Raw genomic sequence first — 14,914 nt, 5'->3', positions numbered from 1 at the left:
GGCGCCCGCGCCTGAGGCGAACCAACGGCTCTAGCTATCGGCGCCCGCGCTTAAAGGCGCCCATTCGCGGCCGAACCAGCGGCGGATCCGGTCGGCGCCGAACGCGGTCTTGTCGGCCGCCAGGTCGGTGGACGGGCCGATCAGGCTGCCGACCGGACGCTGACCGGCCACGAACCTGACGTCGACCTTGGCCACCTGGTCACCGCCGAATTCGAGGTAGCAGACACCGCGGCCGTCGTACTGGCCGGCCGCAGCCCCACCCCGTACGGAACCGATGATCCGCTCGGCCACCACGGCCGCCTGGCCCTCGGCGAACACTCCGGCCTTGGGCGTGCCGACGCTGGTCACGTCGCCCACCGCGTACACACCGGGGTAGGCGGTTTCCAGGGTCAGCGGGTCGACCGGGATCCAGCCGTCGACGGTCATCCCGGCCACGGCCTGTGGGGCGCGGTGCACCGGAACGCCGAGGAAAAGATCGTACGGGAGCTCGGTGTCGTCGCTCAGCAACGCGACCTTGCGCGCCGGGTCGAGCGCGCGCACCAGACGCTCCGGAACCCAGGTGATGCCGCGTTCGGCGAAGGCGGCCAGCACCGCGGCCGAGGCGTCGGGCGACGGCGGAATCGGGGTGCCGAGCGGCATGACCAGCGTGACGTCGCAGGGCAGGCCACGGGACGTCAGATACTCGTACGTGAGAAGCGCGGTCTCGCTCGGCGCCGGTGGGCACTTGAACGGCGTGGACGTGACCGCCACGACGACCTTGCCGCCCCCGAAGTCGCGCAGGGCGTCGGCGGCCGCGAACGCCCCCGCCACCGTGTAGAACTCGTGGCCACCCTCGACCAGGCCCGGCGTCGCTTGCGGGTCGAGGTCGGCGCCGAGAGCGACCACCAGGATGTCCGCCTCGAACGGGCCGGCGCTCGTCTCGACCCGTTTCGACTCCGGGTCGACCGCGGTGATCTCGGCGCTCACGAATCGCACGCCCGGGTTCACCATTCCCGCGTACGGGTGGAGCACCTGACCTGGCTCGTGGCGGCCGAACATCACGTCGAGTTTCGAGAAGCCGAAGACGAACCCCTCGGCCTGGTCGATCAGGGTCAGCTCGACGTCGTCGCCGGGCTCGCTCGTCACCGCCGTCGCCACTTCGAGGCCGCCGAACCCGGCGCCCAGCACCACCACGCGCGTCGTCACGCCCGGAGACTAGCCGCCCTATGGCCCGCGCCACATGGTGTCACGTCGGCTTTCACCCCGTCGTCCCCGGTGTGAACACACAAAGCGAGCGAAGGACGGACGTAATGAGGATGGCGGTGGCCGGCGGAACCGGCATGGTCGGCAGGCACGTGGTCGCGCTGGCGCGGGAGGCCGGGCACGAGGTCGTGGTGATCTCGCGGGCCGACGGTGTCGACCTGACCACCGGGGCCGGGCTCGACGAGGCGCTGACGGGCGTCGACGCCGTGATCGACGTGACCAACATCGAGACCCTGAGCCGCCGGAAGGCGATCGACTTCTTCGAGACGACCACGCGGACCCTGCTGGCGGCGGAAGAGCGTTCCCACGTACGGCATCACGTGGTCCTGTCGATCGTCGGCGTGGACCGGGTCGACTCCGGCTACTACGCGGGCAAGCGCCGTCAGGAAGAGCTCGCGCTGGCCGGCCCGGTCCCGGCGACCGTGCTGCGGGCGACCCAGTTCCACGAGTTCGCCGCCCAGATGCTCGGGCGCGTGCCGGGCCCGGTGAAGGTGGTGCCGGCGATGCTGAGCCGCCCGGTCGCCGCGTCCGAGGTGGCGGCCGAGCTCGTACGGCTGGCCGAAGGCCCCGCCCAGGGCCGGGCGACCGACCTGGCCGGCCCCGAGGTGCTGAAGATGCCGGCGATGGTGCGGCGCCTGGTCCCCGGGCGGCTGGTGCTGACCGTGCCCGCCGGACGCGCGATGTCGGGCGGCGGACTGCTGCCGGTCGGCGACTTCCGCCGGGGCGAGGTCACCTTCGACGAGTGGCTGGCCGCCCGATGAAGCGCGCGGCGGTGCTGGTCCTGGCTGTCTCGGCCGCGGTCGTCGGCGTGTGGGCGGCCGCCTTCCCGGTCAGCTTCTACAACGACTTCCCGGCGCCCGGCCGCCACTGGGTCTCGACGCTGGGCCCGTACAGCGAACATCTCGTACGGGACGTGGGCGCCCTTTATCTGGCCCTGCTGGTGCTGAGCGTGTGGGCGTGGCGGCGCCCCTCCCCCGACGCGTACCGCGTGACCGGGGGCGCGTGGCTCATCTTCAACTCGATCCACTTCCTGTGGCACATGTTGCACCTGGAGATGTTCCCGACGATCGACAAGGTCGGGAACGCGGTGGCCCTGGGTGGTGTGCTGATCCTGTCGATCCTGCTGCTGCTCCCCGACGGCGCCGGCGCTGATCGGCGGCAGCCCGGGAGGGCCGCCGCCGATCCCGGCGAACAATAGAGCCGTTGCCCGGTGGGCTGAGCCCGTTCCCGCCGGCTCGGGGGCTGCTGTCGGTGGGCGGCAGCCAGGGACGGCTCGGCCGCGGTGACGTCGGCGGCGGTGCGGCGCAGCAGCTTTCAGTGGGCAGCGGCCAGGGACGGCTCGGCCGCGGTGACGTCGGCGGCGGTGCGGCGCAGCAGTCGGATGCCGACCACCGCGAGCGGGGCGCAGCACACCGCACCGACGACACTGCCGACGGCCGCTCCGAGGATGCCGCCCGCGATCGGCCCCGCGACCATCGGCAGCAGCGCCACCGGCGTCGCCCACCAGCCGATCACGCCGTTGCGGGCCAGTCCGGCCATGAGCACGGCCGGCATGACAAGACCGAGGACAACTCCCGACCGCAACCAGACGATCATCGAGGGATCGCCGTTGACCTGGTCGAAGACGGCCACGGCCTGATCGAGGCCGGCGATCGGGGGCATGGCCGCGTTCATCCAGTCGGCGAACAGCACACCCGACATCTGGATCGCCCCGAATGCCGTGGCCAGCGCACCGGCCGTGGCCAGAACCGCGCCGCGCCGGCCGCGCAACAGGGTCAGCACCGCGGGCACGGCGAGGGCGATGGCCACCCAGTAGTAGTGGAAGAGGTTGGCCGAGAGGATCGACAGGTCCCAGTCCCGGGCCAGCGACTCGATGTAGCCGCGGGGCGACTCGTCGTCCTGCGGCGGCGAGGTCAGCATGGCGCCGAGCAGCAGAACCGGGGTGGCCAGAAGCGCGCCGCCGGCGACCCGGCGGAAGAGGTTGTTGTTCGTCATGCCGAGAAAACTATGAACTGAGACCCCGGCTCCGGATCGGCACGCGAGCCCGATCCGGCTGCGATCGGCGGCCCGCGTGCCCGCTGCCGGGGTCGTCCCCCAGGAGGACGGACGGTCGTCTCCGGAGAGGATCCGCACAGCTCCGGGCCGAGTTAGCGTCATGCGCGAACCCGGTCGTATCGCAGGCCGGGCCTGTGGAGAACCGCCCGGAACTGTCGGGCGGTGGCCATAGATTCACCCCTTGCCCTTGGGTGGGCGGGGGAGGCGGTGGCACTCCAGGGCGAGGGAGGCGGTAGCACTCCAGGGCGATGACTGATCTTGAAGTGGACGATCTGTAGGAACCGCAGCGCTGATCTTGTAGACGCAAGCACGGCGGTCACGGGAGGAGCACGGGTGCGCGCACCGCGGAGCCGGCGGCAATGGGCCGTGGCCGGCGTGGTTGCGGGACTGGTCTGGGCCGCTGTCGCCGTTGCCGAGATGACCGGCAGCAAGGTTCCGGACGGCCCGGGCCGGGGTGAGATCAGCGCCGCGCTGGTGCTGTTCCTGTGCTTCCCGCTCGCGGCCTGGTTCCCGATCACCGCCATGGTGCTGTCGGTGCTCGTCACGCCGTACATCGTCCTGCTCGACCTGCCCGGAGTCGGCGGGTCGCAACTCATCGCGCAGCTCGTCCTGGTGGCCCATGCGGCGTTCCGGCGGCCGGCCCGGCTCACCGTCCCGGCCGCGGTGGCCGCCTTTGTGCTGCCCTCGACCACGCTGTTCCTCGCGGGCGAGACCTCGTGGGAGTTTGTCTTCTTCGCGGTCCTCGAGGCGTTCGGGTGGGGCGTGGGTGCGCTGCTGCGGCGCGAGCAGCAACGGTCGGCGCAGCTGGCGCGGCTCGCGGCCGAGCTGGCGGCCGAGCGGGAGGCCCGGGAGCGGGCGGCGGTCGACGAGGAACGGGCCCGGATCTCGCGGGAGCTGCACGACGCCGTGGCGCATACGGTCAGCGTGATGACGATGCAGGCGGGGGTGTTGCGGCGGCGGCTCAGCGACCGGCCGGTCGAGCGGGACGCGCTGGCCCAGGTCGAGGAGCTGGGGCGGCGCAGCGTCGAGGAGATCCGCCGGGTGGTGGGGCTGCTGCGGCCGGACGACGCGGACGGGCTGGGGCCGGCGCCGTCGCTGCGGCGGCTCGACGATCTGCTGGCCCACGTGCGGGCAGCGGGGCTCGAGGTCGATCTGCGGGTCGAGGGCGAACCGGGGGAACTGCCGGCGGCGCTCGACATGTCGGCCTACCGGGTGGTCCAGGAGGCCCTGACGAACGTGCTGCGGCACGCCGAGGCGAGCCGGGCGACGGTCGTGGTGACGTACGGGGAAAGGGAGTTGACCTTGATCGTGACGGACGACGGGCGGGGCGTGAGCGGGAAGACGGTGGGCGGGCACGGGCTGGTCGGCATGCGGGAGCGGGTCGGGCTGTTCGGCGGGCGGCTGCACACCGGCCCCGGCGAGGAAGGCGGCTACCGGGTGCGGGCGACGTTCCCGAGCGTGGCGACGGCATGATCCGGGTCGTTCTGGCCGACGACGAGGCGATCGTACGGGCGGGGTTGCGCATGTTGCTCTCGGATGAGGCGGACATGGAAGTGGTCGGCGAGGCCGCCGACGGTCACGAGGTGGTCCGGGTGGTCGAGCGCGTACGCCCCGACGTGGTGCTCATGGACGCGCGGATGCCGGGGCTCGACGGCATCGGTGCGGCGCGGCTGATCGGCGAGCGGTTTCCCACCGTACGGGTCCTGGTCCTGACCACGTTCGACGAGGAGGTCCTGGTCGACGGCGCGCTGCGGGCCGGTGTGGCCGGGTTCCTGCTGAAGGTCTCGCCGCCCGAGCAGCTGCTGGACGCGCTGCGCGAGGTGGCGGCCGGCCGGGGCCTGCTCGACCCGGCCGTGGTCCCGCGGGTGATCACCCGTTACGCCGGCACACCGCAGGTCCGCCCGCGCGATCCGGCGCTCGACGCGCTCACGCCCCGCGAGGCCGAGGTGCTGGCCCTGGTCGGGCGTGGGCTGTCGAACCCCGAGATCGCCGCGGCGCTGCACCTGGGCGAGACGACCGTGAAGACCCACCTCGGTCGCGCCCTGGACAAGCTCGGGCTGCGGGACCGGGCGCGGGCGATCGCGTACGCGTATTCGAGCGGCCTGATCACTCCCGAGTAGGGTGCTGAGTCGTGGCAGAGATCGTCGGCGAGATCCGGGACGGCGTCGGCTGGGTCACGATGAGCAACCCGGCCCGGCGCAACGCGTTGTCGACCGCCATGCTCGGGGCGCTCGACGCGACCGTACGGCGGTTCGATGACGACGACGCGGTCCGCACGATCGTGCTGCGGGGCGCGGGTGAGACGTTCACCGCCGGGGCCGACATCTCCGAGTTCGCGGCCCACCACGACGCCACGGGTGACCGGGACGTCTGGGAGAGGACGCTGACCGGCCTGTTCGTGACGCTCAGCGGGCTGACCACGCCACTGATCGCGATGATCCGCGGGCACTGCTTCGGCGCGGGCATGGCGCTCGCGCTCAGCGCCGACATCCGGGTCGCGGCCGAGGGCAGCCGGTTCGCGATCCCGGCGGCCCGGCTCGGCATCGGCTATCCGTTCGCGCTCGCGCAGACGCTGGTGCACGTGGTGGGGCCGGCCAACGCCAGCGACATGCTGTTCACCGCCCGCGCCTATTCCGACGCCGAGGCCCTGGCCGCGGGTCTGATCAACCGGTTGGTGCCGGCCGAGCGGCTCGAGGAGGACGTGCTCGCCACCGCGCAGGCGATCGCGGCGAACGCTCCTCTCGCCGTACGGGCCGCGAAAGCCTCGATCAAGGCGGCCGCGCACCCGTCTCTGGCCGCACGGGCACAGCAGCTGATCGCGGAGACGAGCGGTTCCCGCGACGAGTTCGAGGGTCAGCGGGCCTTCATGGAGCGTCGTCCCCCGGCGTTCGAGGGCCGCTGACACTTTTATCACGCTGTATATTGACGACTGTTAGTAAATCTTCCTAATCTTTGGTGGCCCGTAGTCATCCCCACGGCGCACTCCCCCGCGCCGGACACGAAGGGTCACCATCCCCATGGCCATCAGGAAGAGCCGCTGGGCCGCGGCGGCCACCGCATGCGCGGTCGCCGCGGTCGGCACATTCACCGCCCTCACCCTCGGACAGGGCACCTCGCAGGCCGCCGTCCTGCCCAACGGGTTCAAGAGCGTCGGCTACATGCCGTCGTGGGCCGGCAGCGTCACCAGCATCCAGTACTCGAAGCTGACCCACATCAACTACTCGTTCGCGCTCCCCAACGCCAACGGGACCCTCCAGCCGATCGAGAACACGTCGAAGCTGCAGCAACTCGTCACGCTCGGCCACCAGAACAACGTCAAGGTCTCGCTCGCCATCGGCGGCTGGAACGACGGCAACGACTCCGCCTTCGAGTCGCTCGCCGCGGGCTCCGGCACCCGGACGGCCTTCGTCACCAACGTCATGAACACCGTGCGCCAGTACGGGCTCGACGGTGTCGACATCGACTGGGAGTACCCGGATCCGGGCACTTCCGGCAACAACTACACGGCATTGATGCAGCAGCTCAGCACGGCCCTGCACAACGAGGGCAAGCTGCTCACGGCGGCCGTCGTCAGCGAGGGCGGCACGGCCAACGGCGTCCAGCCGGCGGTGTTCGGCTACGTCGACTGGCTCAACATCATGGCGTACGACGGCGGGTCGCCCCACGCGAACTACGACTGGGCGATCGCGTCGGCCAACTTCTGGAAGAACCGGGGGCTGCCCAAGGCCAAGACCGTGCTCGGGGTGCCGTTCTACAGCCGGCCGGGCTATCTGACGTACGCCCAATTGGTCGCTCAGGACCCGGCGAACGCGAACCGGGACTGCACGCCCGGCGGCGAGTGCTACAACGGCCTGCCCACGATCCGGCGCAAGACCCAGTGGGCCATGGCCAACGCCGGCGGCATCATGAACTGGGAGCTCTCGCAGGACGCGACCGGCGCCAACTCGCTGGTCAGCGCGATCTACGAGACGGTCATGGGCGGCGGCGGCCCCACGACGCCGCCGCCCTCCGGCCGTACGGGCCGCATCACCGGCATCGCCGGCAAGTGCGTCGACATCGCGGCGGCTTCCAGCGCCAACGGCACGGCGGTGCAGCTCTACGACTGCAACGGGACGGCCGCGCAGAACTGGACGGTCGGCACCGACGGCACGATCCGCGGCTTGGGCAAGTGCCTGGACGTGGCCGCCGCCGGCACCGCGAACGGGACGCTGGTGCAGATCTACGACTGCAACGGCACCGGCGCGCAGGCGTGGCAGGCCCAGTCGAACGGGACGCTGCGCAACCCCGCCAGTGGTCGCTGCCTGGACGCGTCGAACAACAGCTCGGCCAACGGGACCCGCTTGCAGATCTGGGACTGCGCCGCCAGCGCCAACCAGCGGTGGACGCTTCCCTGATCCTCTCTGGGTTCTCGGTTTGAGTTCTCGGCTTTGAGTTCTCGGCCCGCCCCGGTTTCCTGGCCGGGGTGGGCTGTTTGCTTGTCGGGCCGGGGTGGGGGCCGCGCGTTTGGGTTAGCCCGCTCGGCTGTCCTCTCGCGGGCGACTGACCTGCGGCTTCGTCGTCGGCATCATCGCTCGCATGCCCTATCGCAAACCCGACTGCGGTGTATCCGCCGACGCCGGCCCAGGCCCCTGCCCGTCGTGGCTTGGGTAATGACGTTCGCTGCGCTCGCCGCCGCGGCCTGGGGAATCTCCGACTTCCTGGCCGGCCTGCTGGCCCGCCGCCTACCGATCCTCACGATCCTCATCTGGTCGAAGGTCGCCGCCATGGCGCTGGCCGTTCTGGCCGCCGCTTTCCGGGCTGCTCCCCCACCGGCCGACCCCCGCTTGTGGCTGGCTGTCGTGGCCGGACTGGCCGGCTTACCGGCGATGGGCCTGCTCTACCGGGCCATGCGCGACGGTTCGCTGGCCGTGGTGGCGCCGGTGGCCGCGGTAGCCGCCCTGGTGCCGGTGGCGTGGGGCGTGATGCACGGCGAACGTCCGGGTTTGCTGGCCGCTCTCGGCGTGACAGCCGGCCTGGCCGGTGCGACGTTGGCCGGTTGGCCCGTCTCCGGCGTCATGGCACATCGACGGGTCCAGCGCTCAGCCAATCTGTGCGCGTTGGGGGCGGCGATCGGCTTCGGGGTGTACTTCGTCCTGCTGCACGAGGCCGGCGCCGCCGACCAGTTCTGGTCGGTGGCCTACGCCCGCATCGCCGAGGGAGTTGCGGCCCTGCTGCTCGTGGTGGGGTTGAGCCGGCGGCGGACTCCCGTGGCTGGGCAGAGCGAGCGGCACGACTCGCTTGAGGGGCTGAGCCGGCGGCGAGACCCGGACGTGGCGCTGGGCCGGCGGCGAGATCCGGGTGTGGGGCTGAGCCGACAGCGAGACCCGGATCTGGGGCTGAGCCGGTGGCGAAGCCCGGCCGCGCGCAGGGCCGCTGCTCCGATCCGACGCCCGGAGGGCAAGCGGAGCCATGGCTCCGCAAAAGGCCGGCACCTTGCAGTTACCCACCGCCACCCCCAGCCACCCAGGGCAGGGGGTGAATTTAGCGCCCCCAGAGACGGTGGAATCGGTTATCCACAGGGCTTCCGCGAACTTGGCACACGCCTGGCGATACCGATCTTCATCGTCGGCGCCACCGATGCCGTGGCTGATGCCGCCTTCATCGCCGCCGCGTCCACCGCCCTGGCCCCGGCGGCCGTCGTGGCCTCGCTCTACCCGGCGGTCACCCTGCTGCTCAACCGCAGCCTTCTGCGCGAGCGCCTGCACACCGTCCACCTCTACGGCGTCCTGGCCGCCCTCTTCGCGGTCGCCTGCCTGGCCCGATAAGCGGCCGCCGCCTAACCCGATGAGCGGCCGCCTACCCAGCCCGACGAGAAGCCCGATCAACAGACACCAGACCGGAGCGGCGGGAGGCACGATCGGAAACCAGACGAGCACGACCCCGAGCCGTACGCCCCCACGGCTTGTACACCGACAACACCGTCGCCAGGCTCAGCGACGTCAACGACACCGTCGGCGGCATCGCCAGGCTGCTCAGGTCGAAACTCCCGGACAGGCTTTCCCCGTACGCCGTGATCGCCGGCATGTTCGGCCGCAACAGCACCAGAATCAGCGTGCACAACGCCACGTTCAGCACGAGCTTGACCGCCACCCACCAGTAGCGGATCAGCCCCCACTTCGTACCCAGGCCGAGCACCACGCCGGTGCCGAGGCAGATCAGGCCGGACGTCAGCATCGGCCACACGACGAAACTGCCGAGCGCCCGGTACGCCAGCCCCCGGGTCGCCGGATCGCCGTGGAGTTCGCCGACGCCGACCAGCACGGCCACCATCACGTCGACGCCGATCCAGGCGCCGGCCGAGACGATGTGCAGCACGAGCCAGAGCTTGCGATGTGCGGGTCTCAGATCCATGACCTCAGCGTGCGCGACGGCCGGGGCGAGATCGTCGGTTCCGGGGCGACTTTCCCCGTACGGCCGGAGGCGTACGCGGGATACGTCCGAGCGCTGATGCGTTCCGGTGCTGATTGCGGCACCGTGTGGGCATGCGCAGACGTGCCCTGGTCATCCCCGTCGTCCTCGCGGTCGCGGGCGTGGTCACGCTGCCGCTGCTCGACCGGTTCGCGCCGATGTACCGCGCCCAGGTCGGCCCGCCCGCGTACGCGCTCGTGCTCGTCACCGCCGCCGCCACCGCGCTCGCCGCGCGGTGGCCCGGCCCCGCCCTGCTCGCCGCGGCGGCCGGCACCTCGGCGTATCTGGTGCTGGGTTACCCGTACGGGCCGATCCTCGTGTCCTTCGGTGTCTGCGTCTACGCGGTGGCGCGGCGCCTACGGACGTGGACGGCCGCGACCTGGACCGTCGGGGCGATGCTCGTGCTCCTGATCCACCTGCTGTCCCCGTACTCGCCGGGCTGGTTCGGTCTTGCCCCCGGTCTGGCCTGGGTGCTGGTGCCGTTCACGCTCGGCGCGGCCCGGCGCACCGTGACCGAGGCGCAGACCCGCGAGCGCGCCGAGATGGAGCGGCGGGTGGCCGAGTCGGAACGGCTGCGGGTCGCCCAGGAGGTGCACGACGTGGTCGGGCACGGGCTGGCCGCGATCCAGATGCAGGCCGACATCGCGCTGCACCTGCGGGAGAGCAGGCCGCAGATGGCGGTCGAGGCGCTCGAGGCGATCAGTACGGCCAGCGCGGAGGCCCTGACCGAATTGCGGGCGACGCTGACCTCGCTGACCGGTCCCACGCCCGGTCTGGCCCGGGTCGAGGATCTGTGCGGCCGGGTGCGGTCGGCCGGGGTCGACGTCGATCTGACCGTGGACGGCCCGGCGCGCCCGCTGCCCGCGGCGGCCGACGTCGCGGCCTACCGCGTGCTGCAGGAGGCGCTCACCAACGTGGTCAAGCACGCCGCGAACCCGCGGGCGCGGGTGACGATCCGGCACCGTACGGGAAGTGTCGCCCTCAGCGTGTCCAACCAGGCGCTCGGCGAGGGACACGAGGACGGTTTCGGCATCGCCGGGATGCGCCGCCGCGTCGAGGAACTGGGCGGCACCCTGACCGCCGGCCCGACCACGCCCGGCGCGTTCGCCGTGCACGCCGTCATCCCCCGGGAGCGCCCGTGATCACCGTGATGCTGGTCGACGACCAGGACCTCGTACGGCTGGGCCTGCGCGCCCTCTTCGACAACACCGACGGTTTCACGGTGACCGCCGAGGCCGCCGACGGTCTGGCCGCGGTCGCCGCCGCCCGCGAGGCCCACCCCGACGTGATCCTGATGGACATCCGCATGCCCGGCGTCGACGGCTTGGAAGCCACCCGCCGCATCGTCTCCGACCCTGCCCTGACCGGCACCCGGGTCATCGTCCTGACCACGTTCGAGCACGACGAGTACGTCTTCACCGCCCTGCGCCACGGCGCGAGCGGTTTCCTGCTGAAGAACACCAAGCCGCCGGCCTTGCTGGAGGCGGTCCGCACGGTAGCCGACGGCGGCGCCCTGCTGGCCCCCTCGGTGACCCGGACCCTGATTCGCGAGTTCACCGACCTGGCTCCGCGCCCGGTGACTCCGCATCCCCAGCTGTCCCGCCTGACCGACCGCGAACGCGAGATCGTCGCCCTGGTGGCGCAGGGGCTGAGCAACCACGAGATAGCCGAGCAGCTGGTGGTGAGCCCGGCCACCGCCCGTACGCACGTAAGCCGCTCCATGACGAAGCTGGGCGCGCGTGACCGGGCCCAGCTGGTCGTCTTCGCCTACCAGTCCGGCCTCGCCTGACGCGGTTCTCGGCGATAGCGTCCCGCCATGACTTTCCGCCTCCCGCTGGCGCTGCAGACCCCCGACGACGACGCCGCCCTGAAGCTGCTGGGCCGCTACTTCCACGGCCCGAGCCGCGCCGACGGCGCCGAGTTCGACATCTGGGCCCCGGACTCCGACCCCGACCGCTTCACCGCCGACGACCTGATCGCCATCAAGTTCCTGTCGGTCGAGGCGCCCAAGGACGCGGTCCGGGCCCTCCTGCGCGACCGAGCCGACGAGTTCGCCAAGCTGCTGACCGAACTCGGCCCCGACCGCGACCTGGCCGACGAACCGCCGCTGGACGACAACTGGGTGGGCTGGACGCTGATGAACCGCCTACGCAGCATCGACAAGGTCGGAACAACCACCGCGTCCAAGTTGCTCGCCCGCAAGCGCCCGCGCCTGCGCCCGATCTGGGACTCGGTCGTCGCCGAGGTCACCGATTCCGGTCGCCAGCTCTGGGAGCCCCTGCGGGCCGAGCTGGCCAAGGACGACAAGGCCCTGCACCACCGCCTGGTACGCCTGCACCGCGAGGCCAAGCTCCCGGACGAGGTGAGTCCCCTGCGGGTCTTCGACGTCATCGCCTGGCGCGAGGGCAAGGACCGCGGCTTCTAGTCACCCCGCAGGGGCTAGGCGAGATCAGCCACGAAGAGCGCGATCATCAAGGTAAGGAGGGCGACGTACAGGTAGTAGGTCGGGAACATGCGGGCCTCGAAGAGAATCTGACGTGCCAACGCGCTCCTCGGCACCTTGCCCATGACGTCGCTCAGGAGCGGAACGTCGATGCCGTTCAGCGACTGCGCCTCAAACGCCTCGTCGAGGGCCGGCCCATGGAAGAACCTCTCCATGGCGCGGTTCCTCCGAATGAAGATGCGCTGAGTAAGACGGGTGTACGCGTCCATCACCCAGAAGCCCAGAGCGGCGACGACACCGACCAGGTACATCACCGGCCGATGGCTGTTGATGGCGATCAGGGTCACTGCGGAGCAGACCGTGATGGCCCAGTTCTTCACCTTGAAGGCGTGATCGTCGTAGGTGCGGATCGCCGTCTCGGTGTATTCGTATTCCTTACGGAGATTCTCCAGCCGCACCTCGAATGCCGTCGGCACCCTCTCGCCTCCATCGCTCGCGTGTCGACGCAAGCCTGACGGACGGCTGTCGAAGCCTCAAGACCGTTTCGGCCCGACCTCGTACTGGACATCTAGGGCTACGTGTTCGCGGATGGGGCGAGGGTGCAGCTTGCCCGCCTCGACGTTGCGGTCACTTGCGCAGGGCCTCGATCAGCTGGGCCTTGGTCATGGTGGAGCGGCCGGCGATGTGGCGGCGCTGGGCCTCCGCGTAGAGCTCCTTCTTGGGCGCCTGGGTGCGGGGCTTGTCGGACGAACGGCGGGCCGCGGAAGGCTTGCCCAGGTCGCGCCAGCTGGTTTCGGTCATGTCGACGCCGAACTTGGCGGCCGCCTTCTTGATGCGCCGGAACGCCTCGTCACGTTCGGCGTCGCTGACGTCGCGCACCTGGTCGAAACGGGCGATGGCGTTGCGCACGTGGCGGGCGTCGTTCAGGGGCTCCTTGCGTACGCGGGGAAACGCGAACGTCTTGTCCGACATCGCATTGCGGTCGGCGGCGTCCAGGCTATTCGGGGTCTGCTTCTTCGTGGCCATGGTGGTCGGATACCCGTATGCCGCGCAGGTACGCCTCGATGACCTCGGCCGCGCCGGGGATCTGGGAGCCGGCCACGCGGTCGAAGAGCAGGCCGTCGACCAGCGCGATCAAGCCGGGCGCGTGGCGGGCGGGGTCGGCCGCGCCGGCGGCGGCGAGTGTGGACTCGGCGGCGGCCAGGAACGCCTCCTGGGCCGGGGACGCGGTCGTCAGCAGCGGATGCAGGTCGGGGTCGCCGGTCAGGTCGACCATGAGCGCGTAGCGCACGCGGTGGTCGTCGGCACGCTCGGCGAGGCGGTCGAGCAGATCGGCCGGGCCGGTGACAGCGGACATGTCGGTCATCGTGCGGGCGGCCAGGCGGTGGACCATCAGTTCGATCAGCTGGCGCCGGGTGCGCGCATAGTACGACGTCGAGCCGGCCGGCAGCTCCAGCGCGCGGTCGATCGCCCGGTGTGTGAGCGACCGCAACCCTTCGGCGGCGACCAGTGTGATGGCGGCCTCGGCGATGGCTTCACGACGATCCTTCACAGGTGCACTCTACACACGTAGAGTCCTCTACATGAGTAGAGTCGCGATCATCGGGGCCGGCATCGGCGGCCTCACCACCGCCATCGGTCTCCAGCGGCACGGCTGGGACGTCACCGTCTTCGAGCGCTCGGCCGCGAACTCGCCGGCCGGCGCGGGACTCTCCCTGTTCGGCAACGCCTTCCGCGCTTTCGATGTGGTGGGCGTGGGTGACGCCGTACGGGAAATCGCGGGGTCCCCGCCCCGGCTGCCGGCCGGTCAGCGTCGGCGGGACGGGCGATGGCTGGCGACGATGCCGCTGGAGTCTCTGCGGGACATGCGGGTGGTGCATCGGGCCGACCTGCATCGGGTGCTGAGTGCGGCGCTGGAGCCGGGGACGGTCCGGTTCGGCGAGACGGTGGAGGAGGTTCCGGGCGGGTTCGACCTGGTCGTGGCGGCGGACGGACTGCGCTCCGGGATGCGGGATACGGCAATCCGATACAGCGGCTACACGAGCTGGCGCGCGGTCACGAACCGGCCGGTCGAGCTGGACGGCGCCGGGGAGTCGCTGGGCCGCGGCGAGCGGGTCGGGCTGGCGCCGCTCCCCGACGGCCGGGTCTACTGGTTCGGCGTCGCCTCGCTGCCCGCGGGCACACACTTCGCCGACGAGTATGCCGAGGTCCGCCGCCGCTTCGACGGCTGGCACTCCCCCGTCCCGCAGGTTCTCGACGCCGTCGACCCCGCCGCGCTCGTCCGCACCGACGTCTACGAGTTGGCCCGCCCGCTGACCAGCTTCGTGCGCGGCAACGTCGTGCTCCTCGGTGACGCCGCCCACGCCATGACCCCGGACCTCGGCCAGGGCGCCGCGATGGCCGTCGAGGACGCCGCCACCCTCACCCACCTGCTCACCACGATGCCTCTGTCGGCGGCCCTTCCCGCGTACGACGCAAGCCGTCGCCCCCGCACCCGGGCGATCGCGCGTAAGGCCCGCGCGATGGGTCGTCTGCTGCAGAGCCGCAGTCCCCTGCGCGACCTGGTCCTGCGGTTCACCCCGACGGGTGTCGTGACGCGGCAGCTGGAGTCGGTCGAGGGCTGGACCTTGACCTCGCCGGCCCGGGTGAAGCGGAATGGGAACCGCCGCGGCTGACCCCCGGAGATCGGCTCGAGCTGGCAGACTTGCTCATCCCCTGGTCAGGAAT

17 protein-coding genes are annotated in these 14,914 nt (G+C 71.2%); 11 read left to right on the top strand and 6 right to left on the bottom strand.

Annotation, left to right across the window (positions count from 1 at the left end):
* Window positions 1–30: 30 nt before the first annotated feature.
* Window positions 31–1,185 (bottom strand): NAD(P)/FAD-dependent oxidoreductase, encoded by a 1,155-nt coding sequence (locus JIG36_RS08665; protein WP_307872625.1) that lies wholly within the window; start codon window positions 1,183–1,185, stop codon window positions 31–33.
* Window positions 1,186–1,289: 104 nt separating this feature from the next.
* Here JIG36_RS08665 and JIG36_RS08660 point away from each other — a divergent pair, with 104 nt between their 5' ends.
* Both JIG36_RS08660 and JIG36_RS08655 read left to right on the top strand, forming a co-directional pair.
* Window positions 1,290–2,003, top strand: a complete 714-nt coding sequence (locus JIG36_RS08660) for an SDR family oxidoreductase (protein WP_203375504.1) — start codon at window positions 1,290–1,292, stop codon at window positions 2,001–2,003.
* Window positions 2,000–2,440: a DUF4345 family protein gene (locus tag JIG36_RS08655; protein WP_203375816.1), complete on the top strand. Its 441-nt coding sequence runs from the start codon at window positions 2,000–2,002 to the stop codon at window positions 2,438–2,440. Before JIG36_RS08660 ends, JIG36_RS08655 begins: the two co-directional genes overlap by 4 nt.
* 116 nt (window positions 2,441–2,556) lie before the next feature.
* On the opposite strand, the gene JIG36_RS08650 is transcribed toward JIG36_RS08655, so the two are convergent.
* Entirely contained in the window at window positions 2,557–3,237 is a 681-nt protein-coding gene (locus JIG36_RS08650) for a hypothetical protein (protein WP_203375503.1), read from the bottom strand.
* Between the two features lie 393 nt (window positions 3,238–3,630).
* Between JIG36_RS08650 and JIG36_RS53185 the strand changes: the two genes are divergently transcribed.
* From JIG36_RS53185 to JIG36_RS51670, 5 genes are all read left to right on the top strand, one after another.
* Entirely contained in the window at window positions 3,631–4,770 is a 1,140-nt protein-coding gene (locus JIG36_RS53185; RefSeq protein WP_203375502.1) for a sensor histidine kinase, read from the top strand.
* Window positions 4,767–5,417 (top strand): response regulator, encoded by a 651-nt coding sequence (locus JIG36_RS08640; protein ID WP_203375501.1) that lies wholly within the window; start codon window positions 4,767–4,769, stop codon window positions 5,415–5,417. The genes JIG36_RS53185 and JIG36_RS08640 overlap by 4 nt, the downstream gene beginning before the upstream one ends.
* Before the next feature lie 11 nt (window positions 5,418–5,428).
* On the top strand, window positions 5,429–6,199 hold the full coding sequence (locus JIG36_RS08635) for an enoyl-CoA hydratase-related protein (RefSeq protein ID WP_203375500.1): 771 nt from the start codon (window positions 5,429–5,431) through the stop codon (window positions 6,197–6,199).
* 115 nt (window positions 6,200–6,314) lie between these two features.
* Complete coding sequence (locus JIG36_RS08630; RefSeq protein WP_203375499.1) at window positions 6,315–7,691, top strand: glycosyl hydrolase family 18 protein; 1,377 nt, start codon at window positions 6,315–6,317, stop codon at window positions 7,689–7,691.
* 255 nt (window positions 7,692–7,946) lie between these two features.
* The gene (locus tag JIG36_RS51670; RefSeq protein ID WP_236046189.1) at window positions 7,947–9,101 is read left to right on the top strand and encodes an EamA family transporter; all 1,155 of its coding nucleotides are present in this window, start codon (window positions 7,947–7,949) and stop codon (window positions 9,099–9,101) included.
* A 31-nt stretch (window positions 9,102–9,132) separates the two neighbouring features.
* Here the strand turns inward: JIG36_RS51670 and JIG36_RS08615 are convergent, their stop codons facing one another.
* Window positions 9,133–9,687 (bottom strand): hypothetical protein, encoded by a 555-nt coding sequence (locus tag JIG36_RS08615; protein WP_203375498.1) that lies wholly within the window; start codon window positions 9,685–9,687, stop codon window positions 9,133–9,135.
* Between the two features lie 131 nt (window positions 9,688–9,818).
* On the opposite strand from JIG36_RS08615, the gene JIG36_RS08610 reads away from it, so the two are divergent.
* Genes JIG36_RS08610 through JIG36_RS08600 form a run of 3 tightly spaced genes read left to right on the top strand, consistent with a single transcriptional unit; the run spans window position 9,819 to window position 12,169 of the window.
* Complete coding sequence (locus JIG36_RS08610; RefSeq protein WP_203375497.1) at window positions 9,819–10,886, top strand: sensor histidine kinase; 1,068 nt, start codon at window positions 9,819–9,821, stop codon at window positions 10,884–10,886.
* Window positions 10,883–11,533: a response regulator gene (locus JIG36_RS08605; protein WP_203375496.1), complete on the top strand. Its 651-nt coding sequence runs from the start codon at window positions 10,883–10,885 to the stop codon at window positions 11,531–11,533. The genes JIG36_RS08610 and JIG36_RS08605 overlap by 4 nt, the downstream gene beginning before the upstream one ends.
* 27 nt (window positions 11,534–11,560) lie before the next feature.
* The gene (locus tag JIG36_RS08600; protein WP_203375495.1) at window positions 11,561–12,169 is read left to right on the top strand and encodes a DUF6308 family protein; all 609 of its coding nucleotides are present in this window, start codon (window positions 11,561–11,563) and stop codon (window positions 12,167–12,169) included.
* Window positions 12,170–12,183: 14 nt separating this feature from the next.
* Here the strand turns inward: JIG36_RS08600 and JIG36_RS08595 are convergent, their stop codons facing one another.
* The 3 genes from JIG36_RS08595 to JIG36_RS53935 form a co-directional block, all read right to left on the bottom strand.
* The gene (locus tag JIG36_RS08595) at window positions 12,184–12,663 is read right to left on the bottom strand and encodes a DUF2270 domain-containing protein (protein WP_203375494.1); all 480 of its coding nucleotides are present in this window, start codon (window positions 12,661–12,663) and stop codon (window positions 12,184–12,186) included.
* A gap of 151 nt (window positions 12,664–12,814) precedes the next feature.
* Window positions 12,815–13,213, bottom strand: a complete 399-nt coding sequence (locus JIG36_RS08590; RefSeq protein ID WP_203375493.1) for a DUF6582 domain-containing protein — start codon at window positions 13,211–13,213, stop codon at window positions 12,815–12,817.
* Window positions 13,185–13,739, bottom strand: a complete 555-nt coding sequence (locus JIG36_RS53935; RefSeq protein ID WP_203375492.1) for a TetR/AcrR family transcriptional regulator — start codon at window positions 13,737–13,739, stop codon at window positions 13,185–13,187. The genes JIG36_RS08590 and JIG36_RS53935 overlap by 29 nt, the downstream gene beginning before the upstream one ends.
* A 31-nt stretch (window positions 13,740–13,770) precedes the next feature.
* Between JIG36_RS53935 and JIG36_RS08580 the strand changes: the two genes are divergently transcribed.
* Window positions 13,771–14,862, top strand: coding sequence for an FAD-dependent oxidoreductase (locus JIG36_RS08580; RefSeq protein WP_203375491.1), 1,092 nt, complete (start codon window positions 13,771–13,773; stop codon window positions 14,860–14,862).
* The last annotated feature ends 52 nt before the right edge of the window (window positions 14,863–14,914 follow it).

It is taken from the genome of Paractinoplanes ovalisporus (genome assembly GCF_016834655.1).
Lineage (GTDB): Bacteria > Actinomycetota > Actinomycetes > Mycobacteriales > Micromonosporaceae > Actinoplanes > Actinoplanes ovalisporus.
This window is presented reverse-complemented; position numbering and strand designations above follow the sequence as displayed.